The 18,727-nt window shown below is 71.7% G+C and carries 11 protein-coding genes; 3 read left to right on the top strand and 8 right to left on the bottom strand.

Translation table 11 applies throughout. From position 1 onward, the window contains the following. Positions 1 to 145: 145 nt before the first annotated feature. Entirely contained in the window at positions 146 to 619 is a 474-nt protein-coding gene (locus tag ACFY5C_RS35555) for a pyridoxamine 5'-phosphate oxidase family protein (protein WP_389452600.1), read from the top strand. 23 nt (positions 620 to 642) lie between these two features. Here the strand turns inward: ACFY5C_RS35555 and guaA are convergent, their stop codons facing one another. Beyond that, positions 643 to 2,220 (bottom strand): glutamine-hydrolyzing GMP synthase, encoded by a 1,578-nt coding sequence (gene guaA / locus ACFY5C_RS35550; RefSeq protein WP_389452597.1) that lies wholly within the window; start codon positions 2,218 to 2,220, stop codon positions 643 to 645. A gap of 315 nt (positions 2,221 to 2,535) precedes the next feature. Here guaA and ACFY5C_RS35545 point away from each other — a divergent pair, with 315 nt between their 5' ends. Further along, entirely contained in the window at positions 2,536 to 2,829 is a 294-nt protein-coding gene (locus ACFY5C_RS35545) for a chorismate mutase (protein ID WP_389452594.1), read from the top strand. 864 nt (positions 2,830 to 3,693) lie between these two features. Then, positions 3,694 to 4,686, top strand: coding sequence for an LAETG motif-containing sortase-dependent surface protein (locus tag ACFY5C_RS35540; protein ID WP_389452591.1), 993 nt, complete (start codon positions 3,694 to 3,696; stop codon positions 4,684 to 4,686). Positions 4,687 to 4,778: 92 nt separating this feature from the next. On the opposite strand, the gene ACFY5C_RS35535 is transcribed toward ACFY5C_RS35540, so the two are convergent. The 7 genes from ACFY5C_RS35535 to ACFY5C_RS35505 all read right to left on the bottom strand — a co-directional run bounded on the left by ACFY5C_RS35535 (position 4,779) and on the right by ACFY5C_RS35505 (position 18,726). Continuing rightward, entirely contained in the window at positions 4,779 to 6,587 is a 1,809-nt protein-coding gene (locus tag ACFY5C_RS35535) for a GMC family oxidoreductase N-terminal domain-containing protein (protein ID WP_389452588.1), read from the bottom strand. A gap of 49 nt (positions 6,588 to 6,636) precedes the next feature. Next, the gene (locus ACFY5C_RS35530) at positions 6,637 to 8,250 is read right to left on the bottom strand and encodes a succinic semialdehyde dehydrogenase (protein WP_389452585.1); all 1,614 of its coding nucleotides are present in this window, start codon (positions 8,248 to 8,250) and stop codon (positions 6,637 to 6,639) included. Between the two features lie 137 nt (positions 8,251 to 8,387). Next, entirely contained in the window at positions 8,388 to 10,214 is a 1,827-nt protein-coding gene (locus ACFY5C_RS35525; RefSeq protein ID WP_389452582.1) for a serine/threonine-protein kinase, read from the bottom strand. Between the two features lie 38 nt (positions 10,215 to 10,252). After that, on the bottom strand, positions 10,253 to 12,001 hold the full coding sequence (locus ACFY5C_RS35520) for a serine/threonine-protein kinase (RefSeq protein ID WP_389452579.1): 1,749 nt from the start codon (positions 11,999 to 12,001) through the stop codon (positions 10,253 to 10,255). Between the two features lie 92 nt (positions 12,002 to 12,093). After that, the gene (locus ACFY5C_RS35515; RefSeq protein WP_389452576.1) at positions 12,094 to 13,605 is read right to left on the bottom strand and encodes a protein kinase; all 1,512 of its coding nucleotides are present in this window, start codon (positions 13,603 to 13,605) and stop codon (positions 12,094 to 12,096) included. A gap of 437 nt (positions 13,606 to 14,042) precedes the next feature. Then, positions 14,043 to 15,728 carry a protein kinase gene (locus ACFY5C_RS35510; RefSeq protein ID WP_389452574.1) on the bottom strand — a complete coding sequence of 562 codons (1,686 nt, stop codon included), beginning with the start codon at positions 15,726 to 15,728 and terminating at the stop codon, positions 14,043 to 14,045. 163 nt (positions 15,729 to 15,891) lie between these two features. After that, a complete protein-coding gene (locus ACFY5C_RS35505) occupies positions 15,892 to 18,726 on the bottom strand; it encodes a protein kinase (RefSeq protein ID WP_389452571.1) in 2,835 nt (944 codons plus the stop codon). Position 18,727: the final 1 nt, after the last annotated feature.

The following is an 18,727-nucleotide window of genomic DNA, read 5'->3' as shown; positions in this document are numbered from 1 at the left end:
CTGGGTTGCTTACGGGGCGGAAGTTACCGTCGGTCAGCGCAGGAAAACAGAGTTGTTCTGTAAAGATGACGCACGTAACGCCCACGGGCACCGGTTGGACGCATACCCGACAGCAGATGTCCGGTATCGGCGCCACACTCACCGTATGACAGCGAACTGGGCAACCTTCACCGCGGCCGAGCCGGACCTCGCCCGCATCGCGGAGGACCGCTTCGGCGCCTTTACGCACCATGTCCTCGCCACTCTCCGCAAGGACGGCTCCCCGCGCACCACCGGTCTGGAGGTCCGTTTCCTGAACGGCGAGCTGTGGCTCGGCATGATGCCGGACTCGCTCAAGGCTCTCGACCTGCGCCGCGACCCGCGCTTCGCGCTCCAGGCGAACCCCGGGGAGGGGCAGTCCATGGGCGGAGGTGACGTACGGATCGCCGGGCGGGCGATCGAGGTCGAGGACCCCGGGACGAAGGCCGCATACGGCGAAGAGGTGGAACCGCCGGAGCCGTTCCACCTCTTCCGTACCGAGCTCACCGAGGTCGTGAGGACCTCCATCGAGGACGACAAGTACCTCGTCGTCCAGATCTGGCAGCCCGGCCGGCCCCTGCGCACGATCAAGCGCACCTAGGGCCTGCCCCACTCAACAGGGGCCTACTCCCACTCGATGGTGCCCGGCGGCTTCGAGGTCACGTCGAGGACGACGCGGTTGACGTCCCGCACCTCGTTGGTGATCCGCGTCGAGATCTTCGCCAGCACGTCGTACGGCAGCCTCGACCAGTCGGCGGTCATGGCGTCCTCGCTCGACACCGGCCGCAGGACGATCGGGTGACCGTAGGTCCGGCCGTCACCCTGCACGCCCACGCTGCGGACGTCCGCGAGCAGGACCACCGGGCACTGCCAGATGTCACGGTCGAGGCCGGCGGCCGTGAGCTCCTCGCGGGCGATGGCGTCGGCCTCGCGCAGGAGGTCGAGACGCTCCTTGGTCACCTCGCCGACGATGCGGATGCCCAGGCCCGGGCCCGGGAACGGCTGGCGCTGGACGATCTCGTCCGGGAGGCCGAGCTCCTGGCCGACCATCCGGACCTCGTCCTTGAACAGCTTGCGCAGCGGCTCGATCAGCTGGAACTCGAGGTCCTCGGGGAGGCCGCCCACGTTGTGGTGGGACTTGATGTTGGCGGTGCCGGTGCCGCCGCCGGACTCGACCACGTCCGGGTACAGGGTGCCCTGGACGAGGAACTCCACCGCCGGGCCCTCGTCCGCGATGATCTCGGCCTGCGCCTGCTCGAAGACCCGGATGAACTCCCGGCCGATGATCTTCCGCTTCTCCTCGGGGTCCGAGACCCCGGCGAGCGCCTTGAGGAACCGCTCCTCCGCGTCCACGACCTTCAGCTGTACGCCGGTCGCGGCCACGAAGTCCTTCTCGACCTGCTCGGTCTCGCCCTTGCGCATCAGGCCATGGTCGACATATACGCAGGTCAGCTGGGAGCCGATGGCCTTCTGCACCAGCGCCGCCGCGACCGCGGAGTCGACGCCGCCGGACAGGCCGCAGATGGCGCGCCGGTCGCCGACCTGCTCGCGGATGGCCGCGACCTGCTCCTCGATGACATTGCCGGTGGTCCAGTCCGGCTTCAGGCCCGCGCCGCGGTACAGGAAGTGCTCCAGCACCTGCTGGCCGTGCGTGGAGTGCATCACCTCGGGGTGGTACTGGACGCCGTACAGCTTGCGCTCGTCGTTCTCGAAGGCGGCGACCGGGACGACGTCCGTGGAGGCCGTCACCGTGAAGCCCTCGGGGGCGGCGGAGCAGGCGTCGCCGTGCGACATCCACACGTGCTGCTCGGCCGGGGTGCCCTCGAAGAGGGTGGAGGACGACTTCGAGACATGCAGATCCGTACGGCCGTACTCGCGCGCGCCGGTGTTGTCGACCGTCCCGCCCAGGCTGGTCGCCATGAGCTGGAAGCCGTAGCACATGCCGAAGACGGGGACGCCGGCCTCGAAGAGGGCGCGGTCGAGCTGCGGGGCGCCCTTCTCGTACACGGACGAGGGGCCGCCGGAGAGGATGATCGCCGCCGGGTTCTTGGCGAGCATCTCCTGGACCGGCATGGTGCTCGGCACGATCTCGCTGTAGACCCGGGCCTCGCGGACGCGACGGGCGATGAGCTGGGCGTACTGCGCACCGAAGTCGACGACCAGGACGGTGTCGGGGGCGGCTGCGGGGTTCGCTGATGACACGGGTTGCCTTCCGGCGGTGAGCGAGGTGTGTGTGGGGCCGAGTCTACCGGGGTCCGCGGGGCCCCTCCCGGGGCAAGCCCCGTCTCAGGATGCGAACCGCTTTGGACTCCCCGGAGCGGCACGGCATACTGACCCCATGCTCACGCACCCGACCTTCCTCTTTACCTATGGCAACCGGCCCACCGGCTGCCATGGTCGTGCTGCTTGAGCAACTGACAAGCGACTTCCCAGGCGCCCCGGGCCGACAAGGTCCGGGGCGCCTGGCGTTTGCGGATCCTGCCGCTCCGGGGTGGCCCCACCTCTACAGGAGCCCGAATGACTGCCACCGCCACCGCCACCGAGAAGACCGGCGCCCGCACCCTTGAGGCCGCCGACGTGATCACCGGTGCCCGTGAACGCATCGACGCCCTCGACGACCGGATCATCGGTCTGATCCAGGAACGCATGGCCGTCTCCGCGGTGATCCAGGAGGCGCGGATCACCTCGGGCGGGCGGCGCGTGAACCTCTCCCGCGAGATGGAGATCCTCAACCACTTCAGCGAGGCGCTGGGCAAGCAGGGCACGACGCTGGCGATGACGCTGCTGGAGCTGTGCCGCGGCAAGATCTGAATCAACGTTCCGGGGACAGACGTACGCATCGGCTCTCACCCGCTCGGAGCGTGACGCCGCCCGGGACCCTTCGTTGGTACCGGTGTCCGTGCCAGCCAGGGGCGGCCCGAAAGAACCACGCGTGGCTCGCTGGAGCGACGTGGCGTACGGATCGTCCCGTGCGTCGTGGGACCTCGCTCCAGGAAAGTGACCGGACGGCAGGGGACAGCAGCCCGGTCACCCAAGAGAACGGTCGGCTCCGGGGACGCCCGGGGCCGGCCTGCGGAAAGGGCGAGAAGGAGTAACGCCGGGATCGAGCGGTTGCGGTGGCCGAGCCCGTCCAGCACGATGCGTAGAAAGCTCCAAGTCCCTCCGTGGACACCTGCAACTTCCTCGGCCCGGCCGTGCCCTGACGCACTGCCAGAGTCGAGACCCACAGGCCAGCGGCGCAATCCCCCGGCGCCGCTCCCCAGGCACCGACGCTGCCCTGACGTCGGTGCTGACGAAAGAAGGGCCCCGCGGCTCCGTCCCGCGGGGCCCTTCTCATGCCCGTCCCGTGCCCAGCCGCCCCGCTCCGGTCGTACGGGTCGACCACGGCGCCGGAGGCCTGGGGACTCGCGTACAGGTCGGCCTCGAACTTCGGGGCGGTGGCGGGTCTGGGTCCCTCGGACGGCTCGTCGGTCGCCGTGGCGTGCTCTTCCTCTCAGCGGGCTGCAGGGCATGTGATGCAGGCCACATAAGAAACTTGTTAGTGACCGTGCAACCATTCGCAGCCGTCACTGATCAAACCGTGCGTACCAAGGGCCACTCCCGCGCCCCACACGCGGAGGCCTCCCTGTATGCGCGTGCTGCGAGATCGCAGCACTCCGGACTTTCGAGGTCTTCATGAAGCTTCGCCGTGCCCTGGCCGCTGCGGCCGCGACGGCAGTGATAACGCCGGTCGCACTGCTCGCGGCGCCGGCCGCGTACGCGACCGACGACGAGCCCGCCACCGCCACGCCGAGCGTGTCCGAGTCGGCGACCGTGAGCGAGTCGCCGAGCGAGAGCGCGACCGAGAGCGCGTCGCCCACCGCATCCGCTCCCGCCCCCACCGCGTCCGTGAGCGAGTCGCCCACAGCGTCGGCTCCGGCACCGAGCACGTCCGCCACCGAGTCCGCCAGCCCGTCGGCGAGCGCCTCCACTCCCGAGGAGTCGGAGGACCCGGGCGAGGAGCCGTCCGCCTGCGAAGACTCCAAGGTCGACGTCAGCATCACGGGTCTGCCCGGCAAGATCTCCGCGGGCAGCGGCTGGCACAAGTTCTCGCTGAACGTCCTGAACAACTCCGACTCGACGCTGGGCGACCTCGACTTCTTCGCCGGGGCTTCCCCCGACGCGGAGGGCATGGACCTGTTCCAGAGCAAGCAGGTCGAGCTGCAGGCCTGGGACCCTGAGAACAAGGTCTGGGTGACCCTCGACGAAGGGGGCTACGCGGTTGGGTACGTCGGCTACACCGACGAGCTGAAGCCCGACTACGAGGTCAACATCCCGATGCGGATCAACGTGAAGTCCAGCGCCCCCGCCGGCGCCGGCTTCACCCTCGGCGCGACCATCTACGGTGACGCCGACGACGAGTGCATCGGCTTCGGCGAGGTCGCGTACAAGTTCCAGATCGTGGCCGCCGGCACGGACACGGACGGCACCAAGCCGCAGGAAGGCGGCAAGGCCCCCGTCACGGACAAGGAGCCGAGCAGCAACACGCCGGAGGTCACCGGCAACCTCGCCGAGACCGGCGCCGACTCCAACCTCCCGGTCATCGGCACCATCGGTGGCGTCGCCATCCTCGCTGGTGCGGGCGTCGTGTTCGCCATGAAGCGCCGCAAGGTCGGTGCGGAGGCCTAAGCCTCACCGAAGCTCCACGCAAGACGGAGAAGGACCTGCGCTCGGAGGGGGGCGCAGGTCCTTCTTTGTTGTCGGCTGTCGCGTCGCGGCCGTTACTTCTTCGGCGGCACCGCCGGCATCCCGAGGAACGGCAGCTTCAGGGCCCCGAAGGCCTCCGCCGGCACCACCGGGGACTTCGGCTCGACGGGCTTGAGGCGTTCGTACGCCGCTCCCTGCGCGGGGCGCTGATCCGCCTCGTCCTTGTTGGGCCAGTACGACATCGCCCGCTCGGCCTGTGCGGTGATCGTCAGGGAGGGGTTGACGCCGAGGTTGGCGGACACCGCCGCTCCGTCGACGACCGAGATGCCGGGGTGGCCGTACAGACGGTGATACGGGTCGAGTACGCCGGTCTCGGGCGAGTCGCCGATCGGGCAGCCGCCGAGGAAGTGGGCGGTGAGGGGGGTGCCCATCAGCTCGCCGACGTTGGAGCCGGCGAAGCCGTTGATGTCGGCCGCGAGTACCGAGGCGGCCTCCGAGGCGGCCTTGATCTGCTTGGGGTTGGGGGCGCCGTGGCCCTGGCGGGCGGTCAGCAGGCCCTTGCCCACGCCGTCCGGCTTCAGATACGTCGTGAGCGAGTTGTCCAGCGACTGCATCACCAGGCCGATGATGGTCCGCTCCGACCAGCGGCGGTTGGACAGGGAACGCATGACGAGGAGGGGATGGCGGGCCGCGTTCGCGAGCCAGGCGCCGACCCGTGAACGGCCGTCCACGTAGGGCACTTGCAGGATCGACAGGCCGCCCATCGAGTTGGAGCCCCTGCCGTAGCGGACCGGCTCGATGTGGGTGTTCGCGTCGGGATGGATCGAGGACGTGATGGCGACTCCGCGCGTGAAGTCGACCTTCGGCTGCCCCGTCGCCTTGCGGTAGCGCCGGTTGTCGGTCTGCGCGCCGACCAGGGCCTCCGAGTTGGTGCGGGTCAGCTCGCCCAGCTTCGGCGAGAGGTACGGCAGTTGGCCGCCCGCCTTCATCCGGTGCAGCAGGGTCTGGGTGCCGTAGGTACCGGCGGCGAGGACGACCTTGCGGGCCTTGAACAGCCTGCCCTTGCCCTTCTTCCCCCGGTCGGTCGGCAGGGTCGCCACCGCGAAGCCGCCCTGTGAGTCGTCCGTGACCGAGACGACCGTCGTCAGGGGGTGGACCACCGCACCCGCCTTCTCGGCCAGGTAGAGGTAGTTCTCGTTGAGGGTGTTCTTCGCACCGTGCCGGCAGCCGGTCATGCACTCACCGCACTCGGTGCACGCCTTGCGCGCCGGGCCCGCCCCGCCGAAGTAGGGGTCCGACACCTCTTTGCCGGGCTCGGCCCTCGACTCCCCCTCGGCGTCCTTGCCGTCGCCGAAGAACACGCCGACCGGCGCCATGTGGAAGCTGTCGCCGACGCCCATCCGCTCGGCAGCCGCCTTCAGGTGGACGTCCGACGGGGTCATCGTCGGGTTGATCCGTACGCCGAGCATGCGCTGCGCCTGGTCGTAGTACGGCTTCAACTCCTCCTGCCAGTCGGTGATGTCACGCCACTGGGGGTCGTCGAAGAAGGCCTTCGGCGGTACGTAGAGCGTGTTGGCGTAGTTCAGTGAGCCGCCGCCGACGCCCGCTCCCGCCAGCACCATGACGTTGCCCAGCAGGTGGATGCGCTGGATGCCGTACATGCCGAGCTTGGGGGCCCACAGGTAGTTCTTCAGGTCCCAGGAGTTCTTGGGGAGGGTCTCGCGGGTCCAGCGGCGGCCGGCTTCGAGGACACCGACGCGGTAGCCCTTCTCCGTCAGGCGCAGCGCCGTCACGGACCCGCCGAATCCCGATCCGACGACGATGACGTCATAGTCGTATCCGGAGCCGTCGTCCTGTTTCTGGGCAGAGTTCTCCTGTGACACTTGCTCTCCTCATTGAAAGCGGTGAAGCGGCGGTGCGGTCGAGCGGGTTCTAGCGGAAGCGGAATGCCTTCATCAGGCGCAGGCTCCGGCTCATGAACTGCGCGTACTTCTCGTCGTCCATCCCCAGCGACGGCGCCATCGGCAGCAGCCGCTGCTGGGCGACCGTCTGGGCCTCCGTGTACTTGAGGATGCCCTCGGAGCCGTGGCGGCGCCCGAGGCCGGAGTCCTTCATGCCGCCCATGGGCGACTGGACGCTGCCGTATGCGGGGGCATAGCCCTCGTTGACGTTGACCGTGCCGGTGCGCAGGCGGGCGGCGACCGCGCGACCGCGGCTGCCGTCCTTCGTCCAGACCGACGAGTTGAGGCCGTACGGCGTGGAGTTGGCGAGTTCGATCGCCTCCTCCTCGGTCCTGAAACGGTATATGGAGACGACCGGGCCGAAGGTCTCCTCGGAGCAGACGGCCATCGGCGCCTCGACGCCGTCGAGGATCGTCGGCTCGAAGAAGTACGGGCCGATGTCGGGACGGGCGGTGCCACCGGCGACGAGCTTCGCGCCCTTGGCCACGGCCTCCTCCACGTGCCGGGTGACCGTCTCCAGCTGGCGTTCGCCGACCAGGGAGCCCATGTCGGCGCCGTACGCGAGGGACTTGCCGAGCCGCATCGCCTTGGTGCGGGCGGCGAAGCGCTCCACGAAGGCGTCGGCGACGGACTCGTGGACGTACAGGCGCTCGATGGAGATGCACAGTTGGCCGGCGGAGGAGAAACAGGCGCGGACGGCGCCGGCGGCGGCCTTCTCCACGTCGGCGTCCTCAAGGACCAGCATCGCGTTCTTGCCGCCCAGTTCGAGCGAGACGCCGACCAGGCGGGCGGCGGCGCCCTGGGCGACCTCGCGGCCGGTGCGGGTGGAGCCGGTGAACGAGACGTAGTCGGCGTGCTTGACGACCTCGGGGCCGATGACCGGCCCCTCGCCGAGGACGACCTGGAAGACGTCGGCGGGGAGCCCCGCCTCGATGAGCAGGTCACGGGCCCACAGGGCGGTCAGGCAGGTCTCGGTGTCGGGCTTCATCACGACCGCGTTGCCCGCGACGAACCCCGGGAGCGCGTCGCCGACCGAGAGCTCCAGCGGGTAGTTCCAGGGTGCGATCTGGCCGACGACACCGCGCGGGTGGCGCAGTTCGGTGACCTTCGTGAGCGTGGGCATGGCGCCCGCGTGCCGCTTCGGCTTCAGATAGGAGGGCGCCTTACGGCCGTAGTGGCGGGCCGCGACGGCTACGGCCTGCACCTCCTCGTGGGCGTGCAGGCGGGCCTTGCCGGTCTCCAGCTGGATGAGGTCGAGGACCTCGGCCTGGCGTTCGAGCACCAGGTCGTGGAAGCGGAGCAGAACGGCGGCACGCTGCCGTACGGGGACCTGTGCCCAGACCGCCTGGGCCTTCCGGGCCGCCTCGAACGCCTTCTGCACGTCCTCGGGCGTGGATTCGGGCAGGTCGGCCAGCTTCTCGCCGGTGAACGGCGTGTGGTTCGCGGTACGGCCGGAGCCGGCCACGCCCTTGGTGAGCTGTGCCACCAGCTCGGGGGTCACCACGTCGGCGGCGGTGCGGGCGCCCTCCGGTGCGGGGGCGAGGGGGTTCGTGCCGGTCTTGGCCGGGGCCTGCGCGTCCGTCATGAGCCGCAGAGTATGCCGCGACGGAGGCTTTGTGTACCCGTCGGTAACGGGGATTCACCGAGTGCTCACATGCTGCCAGTGTCCACTGGCAGTAAACGCGCTGATCAGGGCGTTGCGCGGGGACGAGGAGGTGGCGCTTAGTCCGGTCCGATCTCAAGTCGGTCACGGGCGCCCTTGAAGACCGCGGTGCCCTTCTTCTCCGTGGGCGTGCCCTTGGGCATGTCGACGCGCAGCTCGTACATGCGGTCGTCGCCGGTGACCACGAACAGCTGCATGACGCGGGTCGGGGACTCCTCCTTGTTGTAGGTGATGTCGGAGAGGACGGCGTCGTAGCCCTTGAAGGTGGTGCGTGTGGACTGGCCGCTCGCGTCGTGGTTGTAGCTGTTCCAGGTGTCGAGCGCCTGCTCCGCCTGGTCCAGCAACGGGCGGGGCGACTTGTCCCACAGGGTGAGGCGCACCTGGACGAGACCGATGTCGTAGACGACGAGCCGGGGCTGCTCGGTGGTGCTGCCTTCCCGCGCCATCTCCTTGTACTCGGCCGGGAGGGAGAGCACGGCGTCCATCTCCTTCTCCCGGTGCGCGAGCCAGGCACCGGCGGTGGGGGTGGAGCTGACGCGGGGGCGGGGGCTCGAGGTGCTCGGCGCCAAGGGGGCCGAGGAGTAGACGGGGTTCATCTCCTTGGGGTCGTCGCCCTTGTCGACGAGGAAGGAGGAGGTGGTGGTGAACCAGGTGCCGGCCACGAGGAGGACGCCGAGAACGGCGACGGGAAGGGGGCGCAGCCAGGAGCGGGCCCCGGGCGCCCCGGGCCTCGAGGGAGTCACGGAGGCGGTTGCCGGTTCGGGCAGTGCTTCCGGGGGCGCGTCCGGGGGCCCGTCCGGGGGCGCGTCCGGGGGCGCGTCCGGGGTTGCTCCGGGCGTCGCTTCAGAGCCCGGCAGACCCTGCTCGCCCGCCGTTTCCGACGCCTCCGACGCCTCCGTTTCGGAAGGTGCCCGTTCGGAAGCCGCACGTTCGGAAGCCGCCGCGCCCGAGAGCCGTATCGTCCCCGCGTCCTCCGTGAACTCCCGCAGCGCCGAAGCGTCCTGGGGTCCCACCCCCGCCGAACCCCCGGCGGGCTCGGGCACCGGCCACCCCTGCGCGACCGCCTCCAGCACGGCGCCGACATCCTCCGCGTCGGGGCGCAGCTCGGGATCCTTCACCAGCAGCCGCACGATCAGCGACCCCAGCGGCCCCGCCTGTTTCGGCTCGGGCGGGTCGGCGGCGAGGATCGCGGCGAGCGTGGACTCCAGGGTCGTACGGCGGAAGGGCGACCAGCCCTCCACGGCGGCGTACAGGAGCACGCCCAGCGACCACAGGTCGGAGGCCGGGCCGGCGCCGCGGCCGGACATCCGCTCGGGGGCGATGAATTCCAGGGAGCCGACGAACTCGCCGCTGACGGTGAGAGATTCCTCGCCCTGGATGTGGGCGATGCCGAAGTCGGTGAGGACGACGCGGCGGTGGGCGCCGAGCAGCACGTTGGCGGGCTTGACGTCGCGGTGGACGATTCCGACGGCGTGCGCGGCGCGCAGGGCACCGAGGACGGCGACGCCGATGCGGGCGGCCTCGGCTGCCTCCACCGGGCCGCGCTGGAGGAGCTCGTGCAGGGACTCGCCGCGGACCAGCTCCATGACGATCCAGGGCAGTCCGTCCTCCTCCACGACGACGTCATGGATGGAGACGGCGGCCGGATGGTCGACGCGGGCGGCGGCGCGGGCTTCGCGGTAGAGGCGGTGGGCGGCCCGTTGATGGCCCGCGTCCTGCGGGTCGCCGGCCAACCTCGGTTGTTTGACGGCTACTTCACGGTCCACCAGCTCGTCGAGTGCCCGCCAGACGGTGCCCATGCCGCCGGAGCCGATGCGCTCGACCAGGCGGTAACGCCCGCCGATCACACGGCCCTTGGGGCCGGTGCCGCCCCCGTCGCTACTCATGCCCCATGCCTACCTTGCGGGGCGGGCCCTTGGCCAGTTCAGAGCTTGCCGATGTCCAGGTTCGCGATGGTCGTCCGCGCCACCTCGCGTCCTCGGTCGGTGAAGTCGCCCTTGCCCGGGTAGCTGATCGTCACCTTGTACATGTCGCCCGCCGTGGTCTTGTAGTAGAAGATCTTCAGCTCGCGGGGGCGGGGGTTCTCGGTGTCGTCGGTGGTGTACTCGACCGTGTTCTCGGCGGACTGCTTGCCCTGGTACGTGGTCTGCTGCGTGTCGGTCTTGGGGCCTTCGGGCATGTCGAGGTCGTAGCTGCCCTGCTCCTTGAACGTCTCGTTGTCGGCGTACATCTCGGCCGCCGCGGAGTTCTTGATCTGGTTCGAGGTGTCCTCGGTCTTGCGGGCGAGTTTCACACGGATCCAGATGCTGCCGCTCCAGTCGGAGTACGTGACCCAGTTCTTGTCCGTGTCGTCGGCGTCCGGCCTGGCGACCTGGTAGGCCGCGGGCACCTTCAGGGTGACCCCCAGCTTCGGGTGCGCCCGCTGCGCCCAGCCGTCCGGCGTGGACCCCGCGAACGGATCCGCGATCACCAGATACGCCGCCACCGCCCCCGCGACGACCGCCGCGCCGATTCCGAGCAGCGCCTTGCGCCCCAGCAGGATGCCGCCCTTGGCGCCCTCCGCGACCCGCACGATCTGCGTCGTCGGGGCCGGAGCCGGCGGGTTCGCCGTCTGCTCCAGCAGCGCACGCGTCTGCGCGGCGTTCGGGCGGCGGGCCGGGTCCTTCTGGAGCAGGCCGTTGATGGCCTCGGCGAGCGGGCCCTGCGCGGCGGCGGGCGGCGCGGGCGTGGCGTTGAGGACCGACTGGAGGGTCGCCGGGGTGTTGCTGCGGCGGAACGGCGAGACGCCCTCCGTCGCCGCGTACAGGAGAACGCCCAGGGACCACAGGTCGCTCGCCGGTCCCGGGCGCTGGCCGAGGACCCGCTCCGGCGCGATGTACTCGGGCGAGCCGACGAAGCCGCCGGTGTCGGTGAGGTTGGTCTCGCCCTCGATCTGGGCGATGCCGAAGTCGGTGAGGACGACGCGGTCATGACGGCCGAGCAGGACGTTGTCCGGCTTCACGTCGCGGTGCAGGATGCCCGCCGCGTGCGCGGCCTCCAGCGCGCCGAGGACTTCGAGGCCGATTCTCGCCGCGTCCCGGGCGCCGAGCGTGCCTTCTTGCAGCGCGTCGCCCAGCGTACGGCCCTGCACCAGCTCCATCACGATCCATGGCTGGCCGTCCACGACCGCGACGTCATGCACGTTCACGACCGCCGGATGGTCGAGCCGGGCCGCGGCTCGGGCCTCGCGGCGCATCCGCTCGAAGGCGTTGGCGCGTTCGCGATCGGGAAGATGATCCGGTACGCGGGGCTCCTTGACGGCGACTTCGCGGTCCACCGTCTCGTCCTTGGCGCGCCAGACGGTGCCCATGCCGCCGTGCCCGAGCTTGGCGAGCAGCCGGTATCGGCCCGCTATCAGACGTCCGGTACCGGGGTCCGGGGTGGGTGGTGTGGCGGGGTGGGCGGGTGAAGGGGAGGGAGCGGACGGGGCGGGCCCGGCGGGTACGGGCTGAGGCGCCCCGGGCTGGTGGGGCGCAGCCTGCTGCGGTACGGCTTGCTGCGGTACGGCCCGAGTGGGTGACGCGTACGGGTTGTCCGGGTGGGGAACGGCACCGGGCGGGTTCGCCTGCGGTGGTTGCAGTTCAAAACTCGTCGGCTCGTCGGGCCGGTAAGGGGGTCCCCCGTTGCTGCTCATGCGTCCATCCATATCGCGGCAAGCGCCTGGGTATCCAGCGGGAACGCTTTCCGGTCACAGAGCCGTGACTCAGCTCGCAACTTATCTCCGCTTTATCCGAGGTTGGTCGGCGCGAGGGGTGCGGAGGCGGAGGTGGCGCGGGGTGAGAGGGGGGTGGTGAGGGTGCTGGACGGGCGGGGGCGGGGTGTGCCGGAGGGGGTGGCCGCGCCGGGCTTGGTGGCGGGGCTCGCCGTACCGGGTCTGCCGGACAGGCTCGCCGTACCGGGCCTGCCCGACGGGCTCGCCGTACCGGGCCTGCCCGACGGGCTCGCCGTGCCGGGTCTGGCGGACGGGCTCGCCGTACCGGGGCTGCCGGACAGGCTCGTCGTACCGGGTCTGCCGGACGGGCTCGTCGTACCGGGTCTGGCGGACGGGCTCGCCGTACCGGGGCTGCCGGAGGAACTCGGCGTACCGGGTCGGCTGGAGGCGCTCGGTGTGCCGGTCGGCCCGGCCGACGTCCCCGAGGCGCTCGGTGTGCCGGTCGGTCCGGCCGACGTCCCCGAGGCGCTCGGGGTGCCGGTCGGCCCGGCCGACGTCCCCGGCGTCGAGCTGGGCGGCACCACACCCCCGTCCCCGCCCCGACTCACCAGCAGGGCCGCCGCCGACACCCCAGCGACCGCCATCGCGGCGACCAGCACGACGGTGGCCAGCTTGCTGCGCGTCGAGTACGGGCTCTCCCCACCGCGGACCGTGCGCACGGCGGACCTGCCGAACCGTTTCTCCGCAGGCATGCGCCCCGTCTCCAGGAACTCCCGCAGCATCCGCTCGGCTGCCTCCGCGGCCAGCCGCAGACCCGGATCCCGCTCCAGCAGCCCCTGAACGACCGGCAGGATCGGCGCCGCCTGCGTGGGCGGACATATCTCGTCGGACACGACGGCGAGCACGATGCCGCTCAACGAGTCGCGCCGGAAAGGCGATTCACCGCTCAGGGCCGCGCACAGCAGCGCGCCCACCGACCACAGGTCGGACGCCGGCCCGGTCCTGGAGTCGGACATCCGCTCCGGCGCGGTGTACTCGGGCGAGCCGACGAAGGCCCCGGACTCGGTGAGCGTGGTCGCTCCGGCCACCTGGGCGATGCCGAAGTCGGTGAGGACGACGCGGTCGGTGCCGTTCTCGATGAGCACGTTGGCCGGAGTGATGTCGCGATGCAGGACGCCGGCCGCGTGGGCCGTCTGCAACGCGCTCAGCAGGTCGGCGCCGATCCGGGCGGCCTCCGGTGCGTCCACGGGGCCGTGCGCCGCCATCCGGTCGGCGAGGGAGTCTCCGTCCACCAGTTCCATCACGATGTACGGGCGTTCGTCGTCCTCCAGGATGTCGTGGACGACGATGACGTGCGGATGGCTCAACTGCGCCACCGCCTGGGCCTCGCGCAACGTGCGCTCACGCGCCCGCCGTGCCTCGTCCGCGGAGAGCGTCTCGTCGAGGGGGAGCTCTTTTACGGCCACCCTTCGTCCGAGCAACTGATCGGTCGCCTGCCATACGACACCCATGCCGCCGCGACCGAGCCTCGCCTCGAGACGGTAACGCCCCGCGATCACACGGAAGTTGGCTCCCTCGGTCCCCATGCGCCCCATCATGCAGCACCGGACGGATCGACTCCGGGGCGCCGATCGGCCAACTATGCAAAGCAGCAAAGGGTTTCAAAAGCCGCGGGACGCTCGCCGGGGGCGGGGGGCTTGGGTGCCGGGCCGGTGGGGTTGGGTTCAGCGCGGGGGGTTGTGAGGGGCTCGGGCGCGCGTGCCGCAAGGACGCGGGAGACGCGCGCTCCGCGTCGGATGCCGTACGCCACGAGTAGCCTCGGGAGCAGGGGAGGCCCGCAATGCCTCGGCCCCCGCGCGCCAGGCACCTCCGGCCTGGCACTCAGCGAGAACTCACGGGAGCCGCGCGCCGCGGAAGCATCGGGCCCCGCACCCCAGGAAGGTCCGACCGCCCCGCAAGCCTCCTGGTGCCCCCGCAAGCCTCCCACCCGCAAGGCCCGCAAGGCCCAGGCAGCTTCAGGAACTCAGGAGCTGCCGGCGCCGCTCGCCTGCCACCCCTGCAGCACCGCCGTGAACTGCTTGCGTGCCGTTGCCCAGTCCGGCTCGGGCGAGGACATGTAGATCGCGTACTCCGTGCCGTCCCGGTCGATGTACGCCTGGTCGATGGCGCGGCGCGGGCCGGGGAACGGGGTGTCCTTGGCCAGCGCGGTCCACGTGTACTCCCACAGGGCGCCCTCGCGGTCGCGGTAGAGGTTCTCCTTCAGATACGCGGTCCGGTAGTCGACCAGCTTCTGCCCCACCTGGTCCTCCAGGTCACGCATGTGGTCGTAGGCTTTCGCGAAGTCGGGCGAGGTGTCGACGGCGATGCGGACGAAGTGCTCGCCCCCGTCAGGCGTGTAGTCGACCTGCTTCAGGCCGTCGACCTCCTTGCCGACCACCTCCCGCTCCCAGCCCGTGGGCAGGTAGAGGCTGAAGCCGAGAGGGTCCTCGTAGCGCTTCCAGGACGACGGAACGCCGGCCTCCGGGCGCGCCGTCTCGCTCGACGTGGAGCCGGGCGAGGAAGCAGCGGGCGTGCCCCCGCTCCCCGGGCCCCATCTGTGCAGCACCACAGCGGTGCCCCCGCCGATGATCGCGGCGATCGCGACGACGAGGGCGAGCGTGCGCAGCCGACGGCGTCTGCGCGGCGGCCGGGCGGGGGCGGCACCCGTGCCGGTGCCCGGGGTGGCGTACTGCGGGCCGATGGTCGTGGGCCCGTTCATCGGCGGGTACGGCGTACCGGTCACCGCCGTCTGCGCCCCGGTGGGCACGGGCGCCCCGGCGGGCCCGGACCCCGTGCGCGCCTCCGGCTCGTACCGCGTGTGCTGCGTGGGGACGTACACCTGCGCCGCGCTGGGCCGCCGTCCCTCCGCCGCCTCGGCCAGCATCTGCTCGGCCTCGGCGGCGCCGGGCCGGGTGGCCGGATCCTTGCGCAGCAGGGCGCTGATCACGGGCGCGAGCGCGCCGGCGTGCTGCGGATCGGCGGCTTCCTCCTCGACAACGGCCTGCATGGTGCCCAGCGGCGAGGTCCGGCGGAAGGGCGAGCGGCCCTCCACGGCCGTGTAGAGCGTCGCGGCGAGCGCCCACAGGTCGGAGGAGGGGCCCGGGTCGTGGCCGCGGACGCGCTCGGGGGCGAGGTAGTCGACGGAGCCGACGACCTCTCCGGTGCGCGTGATGGTGGAGTCGCCCTCGATCTGGGCGATGCCGAAGTCGGTCAGCAGGACGCGGCCGTCCTCGGAGAGCAGGACGTTGCCGGGCTTGACGTCGCGGTGCAGGACCCCCGCGGAGTGCGCGGCGCGCAGCGCCCGCAGCACCCACAGGCCGATACGGGCGGCCTCGGTCGGCTCGACACGTCCGTTCTCCTTGACCGCGTCGGCCAGGGAGTGCCCCTCGACCAGCTCCATCACGATCCACGGCCGGCCGTCGTGCTCCAGCACGTCGTGCACCGTGACGACGGCGGAGTGGTTGATGCGCGCGGCGGCGCGCGCCTCGGCGCGGGTGCGGGCGAGCAGCCGCTCCTGGTCGCTCTCGGAGACGTAGAGCGCGGCGGTCAGCTCCTTGATCGCCACGCCCCGATGCAGCACCTCGTCATGCGCACGCCACACCCGGCCCATGCCGCCGCTGCCGATCGCGTCGGCGAGCCGGTAGCGGCCCGAAATGAGCTGGCCCTGCATCTGATTCACGTTGCCCCGCAATGCTCTTGACAGGGTCAGGTTAAGGACCGGTCGACTCGACGGGAACCACGGGGGTGCCAAGGAGACCCCACTGTGATGGTTGTCGCTTTCGCCGCGGCGAAGCAACCACCAAGCCCCTGTCACACAGGGTTTGCGCCGGAAATCAGCCGGTGACCTGATAGGACGCCGACGCCTGCTCGAACAGCCGCGTCACCTCGTCCCGCTCGGCCTCCGGGCCGCGCACCTGCACGACGTGGTACTTCCCGTCGATCAGGATCGCGACATTGCGCACGAAGATCTCGCGCCCCTGGTCGTCGGTCCAGGTGAACTGCCCCTCGGCCATCGTCCGCTCGCCCACCTGAATGGTCTTCAGCCCACTGGAGGAGGCCCAGCTGGAGTCCCGGTACGGCTGCAACTCCCGCTCGTGCTCCCGCTGGTAGACCATCGGGTCGCTGCCGTACTGCGCCGTGGTGTCCCGGCCCGGTACGACGATGAGGTCGAAGTCGCCGTGCGCGTACACCACCTGCCCGCGCCCGTTCTCCGGCGTGCGGTCCCAGCCGTTGGCCACGGCGACCTGGAACCCGGCCGAGTCCTTGTACAGGGTGAAGCCGTCCGGGACCTCGGGGCCGTTCGTCTGCGTCTCAGTCGAACCGGCCGACTCCGAAGGGCTGTTGTCGGACGCCGGGGAAGTCTGGTCGGGCCGCGGCTCGCTGCTCGCGTCGGCGGACCGGTCGGGAGCCTCGCTCGCCTGTCCGGCCGCGCCGGTGCGATCGGCGTCCGCAGTGGCGCCGTCGCCCTGGTCGGCCTTCGGCATGAACAGCATGGCGTACGCGATCGCCGCGGCCATGCCGAGCAGGACGAGCACCAGCAACGTACGTCCGAGCCTGCGCGGCGAAGACGCCGGCTCCTGCTTGGCCCGCTTGTGCCGCCCGTGATGCGCGGGCAGCCCGGCCCGGCGCCGGCGCACCAGTTCGCCCCGGCGCCGCACGATCGGCAGCCGGTTCGGGTCGGCCGGCGGGGCAGCGACGACATGCGCACCGGCCTCCGGCTCGGGCGCGGACCGCACGAGCGAGCGCAGCCAGCCGCGCACTTCCTCGAAGTCGAGGCGCTCGGTGGGGTCCTGACGCAGCAACGACTCCACGACCGGCCTGAGCGGTCCGCACTCCTCGGCGAAGGCGGGCGGCTCCGCGCACACCATCTGCACCAGCTCGGCCGTCGACTCCTCCGGATACGGCGCATGCCCCTGTACGGCCCGGAAGAGCAGCGCCCCCAGTGCCCACAGGTCGGTCGCGGGACCGATCGGCGCCGCCAGCTGCCAGTTCTCGTGCACCGGCCCGGCCTGCTCCGGTGCCCACCGCTCGGTCACGGGCCCGACCACAGCCATCCGCGCCTGCCGTGCTCGCTCCGCGGCGAGCGCGGTGGTGGGACCCCGGTGGGCGGGAGTACCGGCCACGAGGTCGCCCCAGCGGGTCGCGGCGTGGGCGGAGTCGCCGACGGGGGCCGGGGCGGGGACACCGCGCGCGGCCTGGCCCGGGGTGCCGGGGGCAGGTGCGCCCGGTGAAACGCCCGGTCCGGGAAAACCGCCGGCGCCGGGCGTGGGTACGCCCCGCGCGGGAAAGCCGCTGCCGCCGGGAGCGGAAGCGGGGGCACCCACGGCAGGAGTCGCCTCGCATCCCGGAGCGGGCATGCCACCCGTGGCGTAGCCACCGACGCCCGGCGCGGGCACACGTGTGTCATACGGGGCGCCAGGGGCCCCGGGCTGCGCGTCCGGCCCCGCCGGCGGAAGTGCCGTACGGCCCCGGCCCTCGTCCGGCGCCGCTCCACCGGCCGCACTGCGCGGCGCGGCGCCGTGCCAGGCCGTGGTGCGCGTGCCGTACGGGTCGGCGATCTGGCCCGGAGGCGTGGTGATGCCGTTGCCGGAGTGGTACGGCTGCTGCGCCGAGCCGTTGGCCTGGGCCGCACGGTCGCCTTCGGCCGCCGGGCGCCCCGCGGGCAACGCCGCCCGCCCGTTCTGCGCCTCCTGCACCCGGGCCGCCGCACGGGCGCCCGCCCGATACGCGGCGATGGCTCCGGCTCGCGCGGCCCTGATGTCCCCACCGGTTTCTAGGGCGCCGCCCGGTGCCGCGCCCGAGGCTCCCGCCCCGGGGCTCGCCTCGGCCGCCGGCAGCGGCAGCCCCTCGGTGACACGCGCCTCGATGGCTGCACGCCGGGCAGCCTCGGGATCCACGCCGGCAGCGCCGGCCCCGGTCCCGGTCCCGGTCCCGCCGGCATGTTGGCCCGGTGAGCCGGGACCACCCGCGCCGCCGAAGTCTCCGCCCGGAGCAGCCCCGCCACCGAATGTCCCGACGGCGCCGCCTCCGGCACCGTCCTCGGCCGGCACCGGGTCGTACCCGCACAGCGCCTCCTCCGCGGCCCCGACCGCGAGCCCGGTCAGCATCACCCGGCCGTCGTCGCAGACGAGCACCGTGCGGGCGGTGATGTTCCGGTGGACCCAACCGTGCGCGTGCAGCACCCGCAGCGCCATGAGGACGTCGGAGGCGACCTCGGCGGCGCGGTACGGCGTCAGCGGCTTCTCGGCGAGCAGCGCGGCCAGCGGGCGCGCACCCACCAACTCACTCACTATCCACAGCGAACCGCCCTCGGCGAACACGTCGAAGACCTGGTCCAGCCGCGGATGGTCGGGGATCCGCGCCGCGGCCTGCACCGCCTCGACCGCCCGCCGCACGGCGGGATCGCTGGGCCGCCGCGTGCTCGAACGCGCCGACGGACGTCGCCCGGGCCCGCGCTCGCGCGCGTCACGCGCCGTGAAACCGTCGGGCAGCCCCTCCGCGTCGAGCACCTCCGCCTCGACGACCTCCGGCAACGGCACCTGCCGGACCAGGACTTCCTGCCCGCTGTAGGTGTCGAAGGCGCGCGTCTCGGTGAGTTCGTACTCGTCGGAGGGCGGCAGCGGCAGGCGGTAGCGGTCGGCCAGTACCCGACCCGCGTAGTCGTCCACG

Source organism: Streptomyces sp. NPDC012935, from assembly GCF_042900345.1.
Taxonomy (GTDB): domain Bacteria; phylum Actinomycetota; class Actinomycetes; order Streptomycetales; family Streptomycetaceae; genus Streptomyces.
This window is presented reverse-complemented; position numbering and strand designations above follow the sequence as displayed.

Coding starts and splice junctions, on each gene's coding strand:
- ACFY5C_RS35510 (WP_389452574.1), bottom strand. CDS start 15,728: ATGCAGGGCCAGCTCATTTCGGGCCGCTACCGGCTCGCCGACGCGATC.
- ACFY5C_RS35515 (WP_389452576.1), bottom strand. CDS start 13,605: ATGGGGACCGAGGGAGCCAACTTCCGTGTGATCGCGGGGCGTTACCGT.
- ACFY5C_RS35540 (WP_389452591.1), top strand. CDS start 3,694: ATGAAGCTTCGCCGTGCCCTGGCCGCTGCGGCCGCGACGGCAGTGATA.
- ACFY5C_RS35555 (WP_389452600.1), top strand. CDS start 146: ATGACAGCGAACTGGGCAACCTTCACCGCGGCCGAGCCGGACCTCGCC.
- ACFY5C_RS35525 (WP_389452582.1), bottom strand. CDS start 10,214: ATGAGTAGCGACGGGGGCGGCACCGGCCCCAAGGGCCGTGTGATCGGC.
- ACFY5C_RS35545 (WP_389452594.1), top strand. CDS start 2,536: ATGACTGCCACCGCCACCGCCACCGAGAAGACCGGCGCCCGCACCCTT.
- ACFY5C_RS35530 (WP_389452585.1), bottom strand. CDS start 8,250: ATGACGGACGCGCAGGCCCCGGCCAAGACCGGCACGAACCCCCTCGCC.
- ACFY5C_RS35520 (WP_389452579.1), bottom strand. CDS start 12,001: ATGAGCAGCAACGGGGGACCCCCTTACCGGCCCGACGAGCCGACGAGT.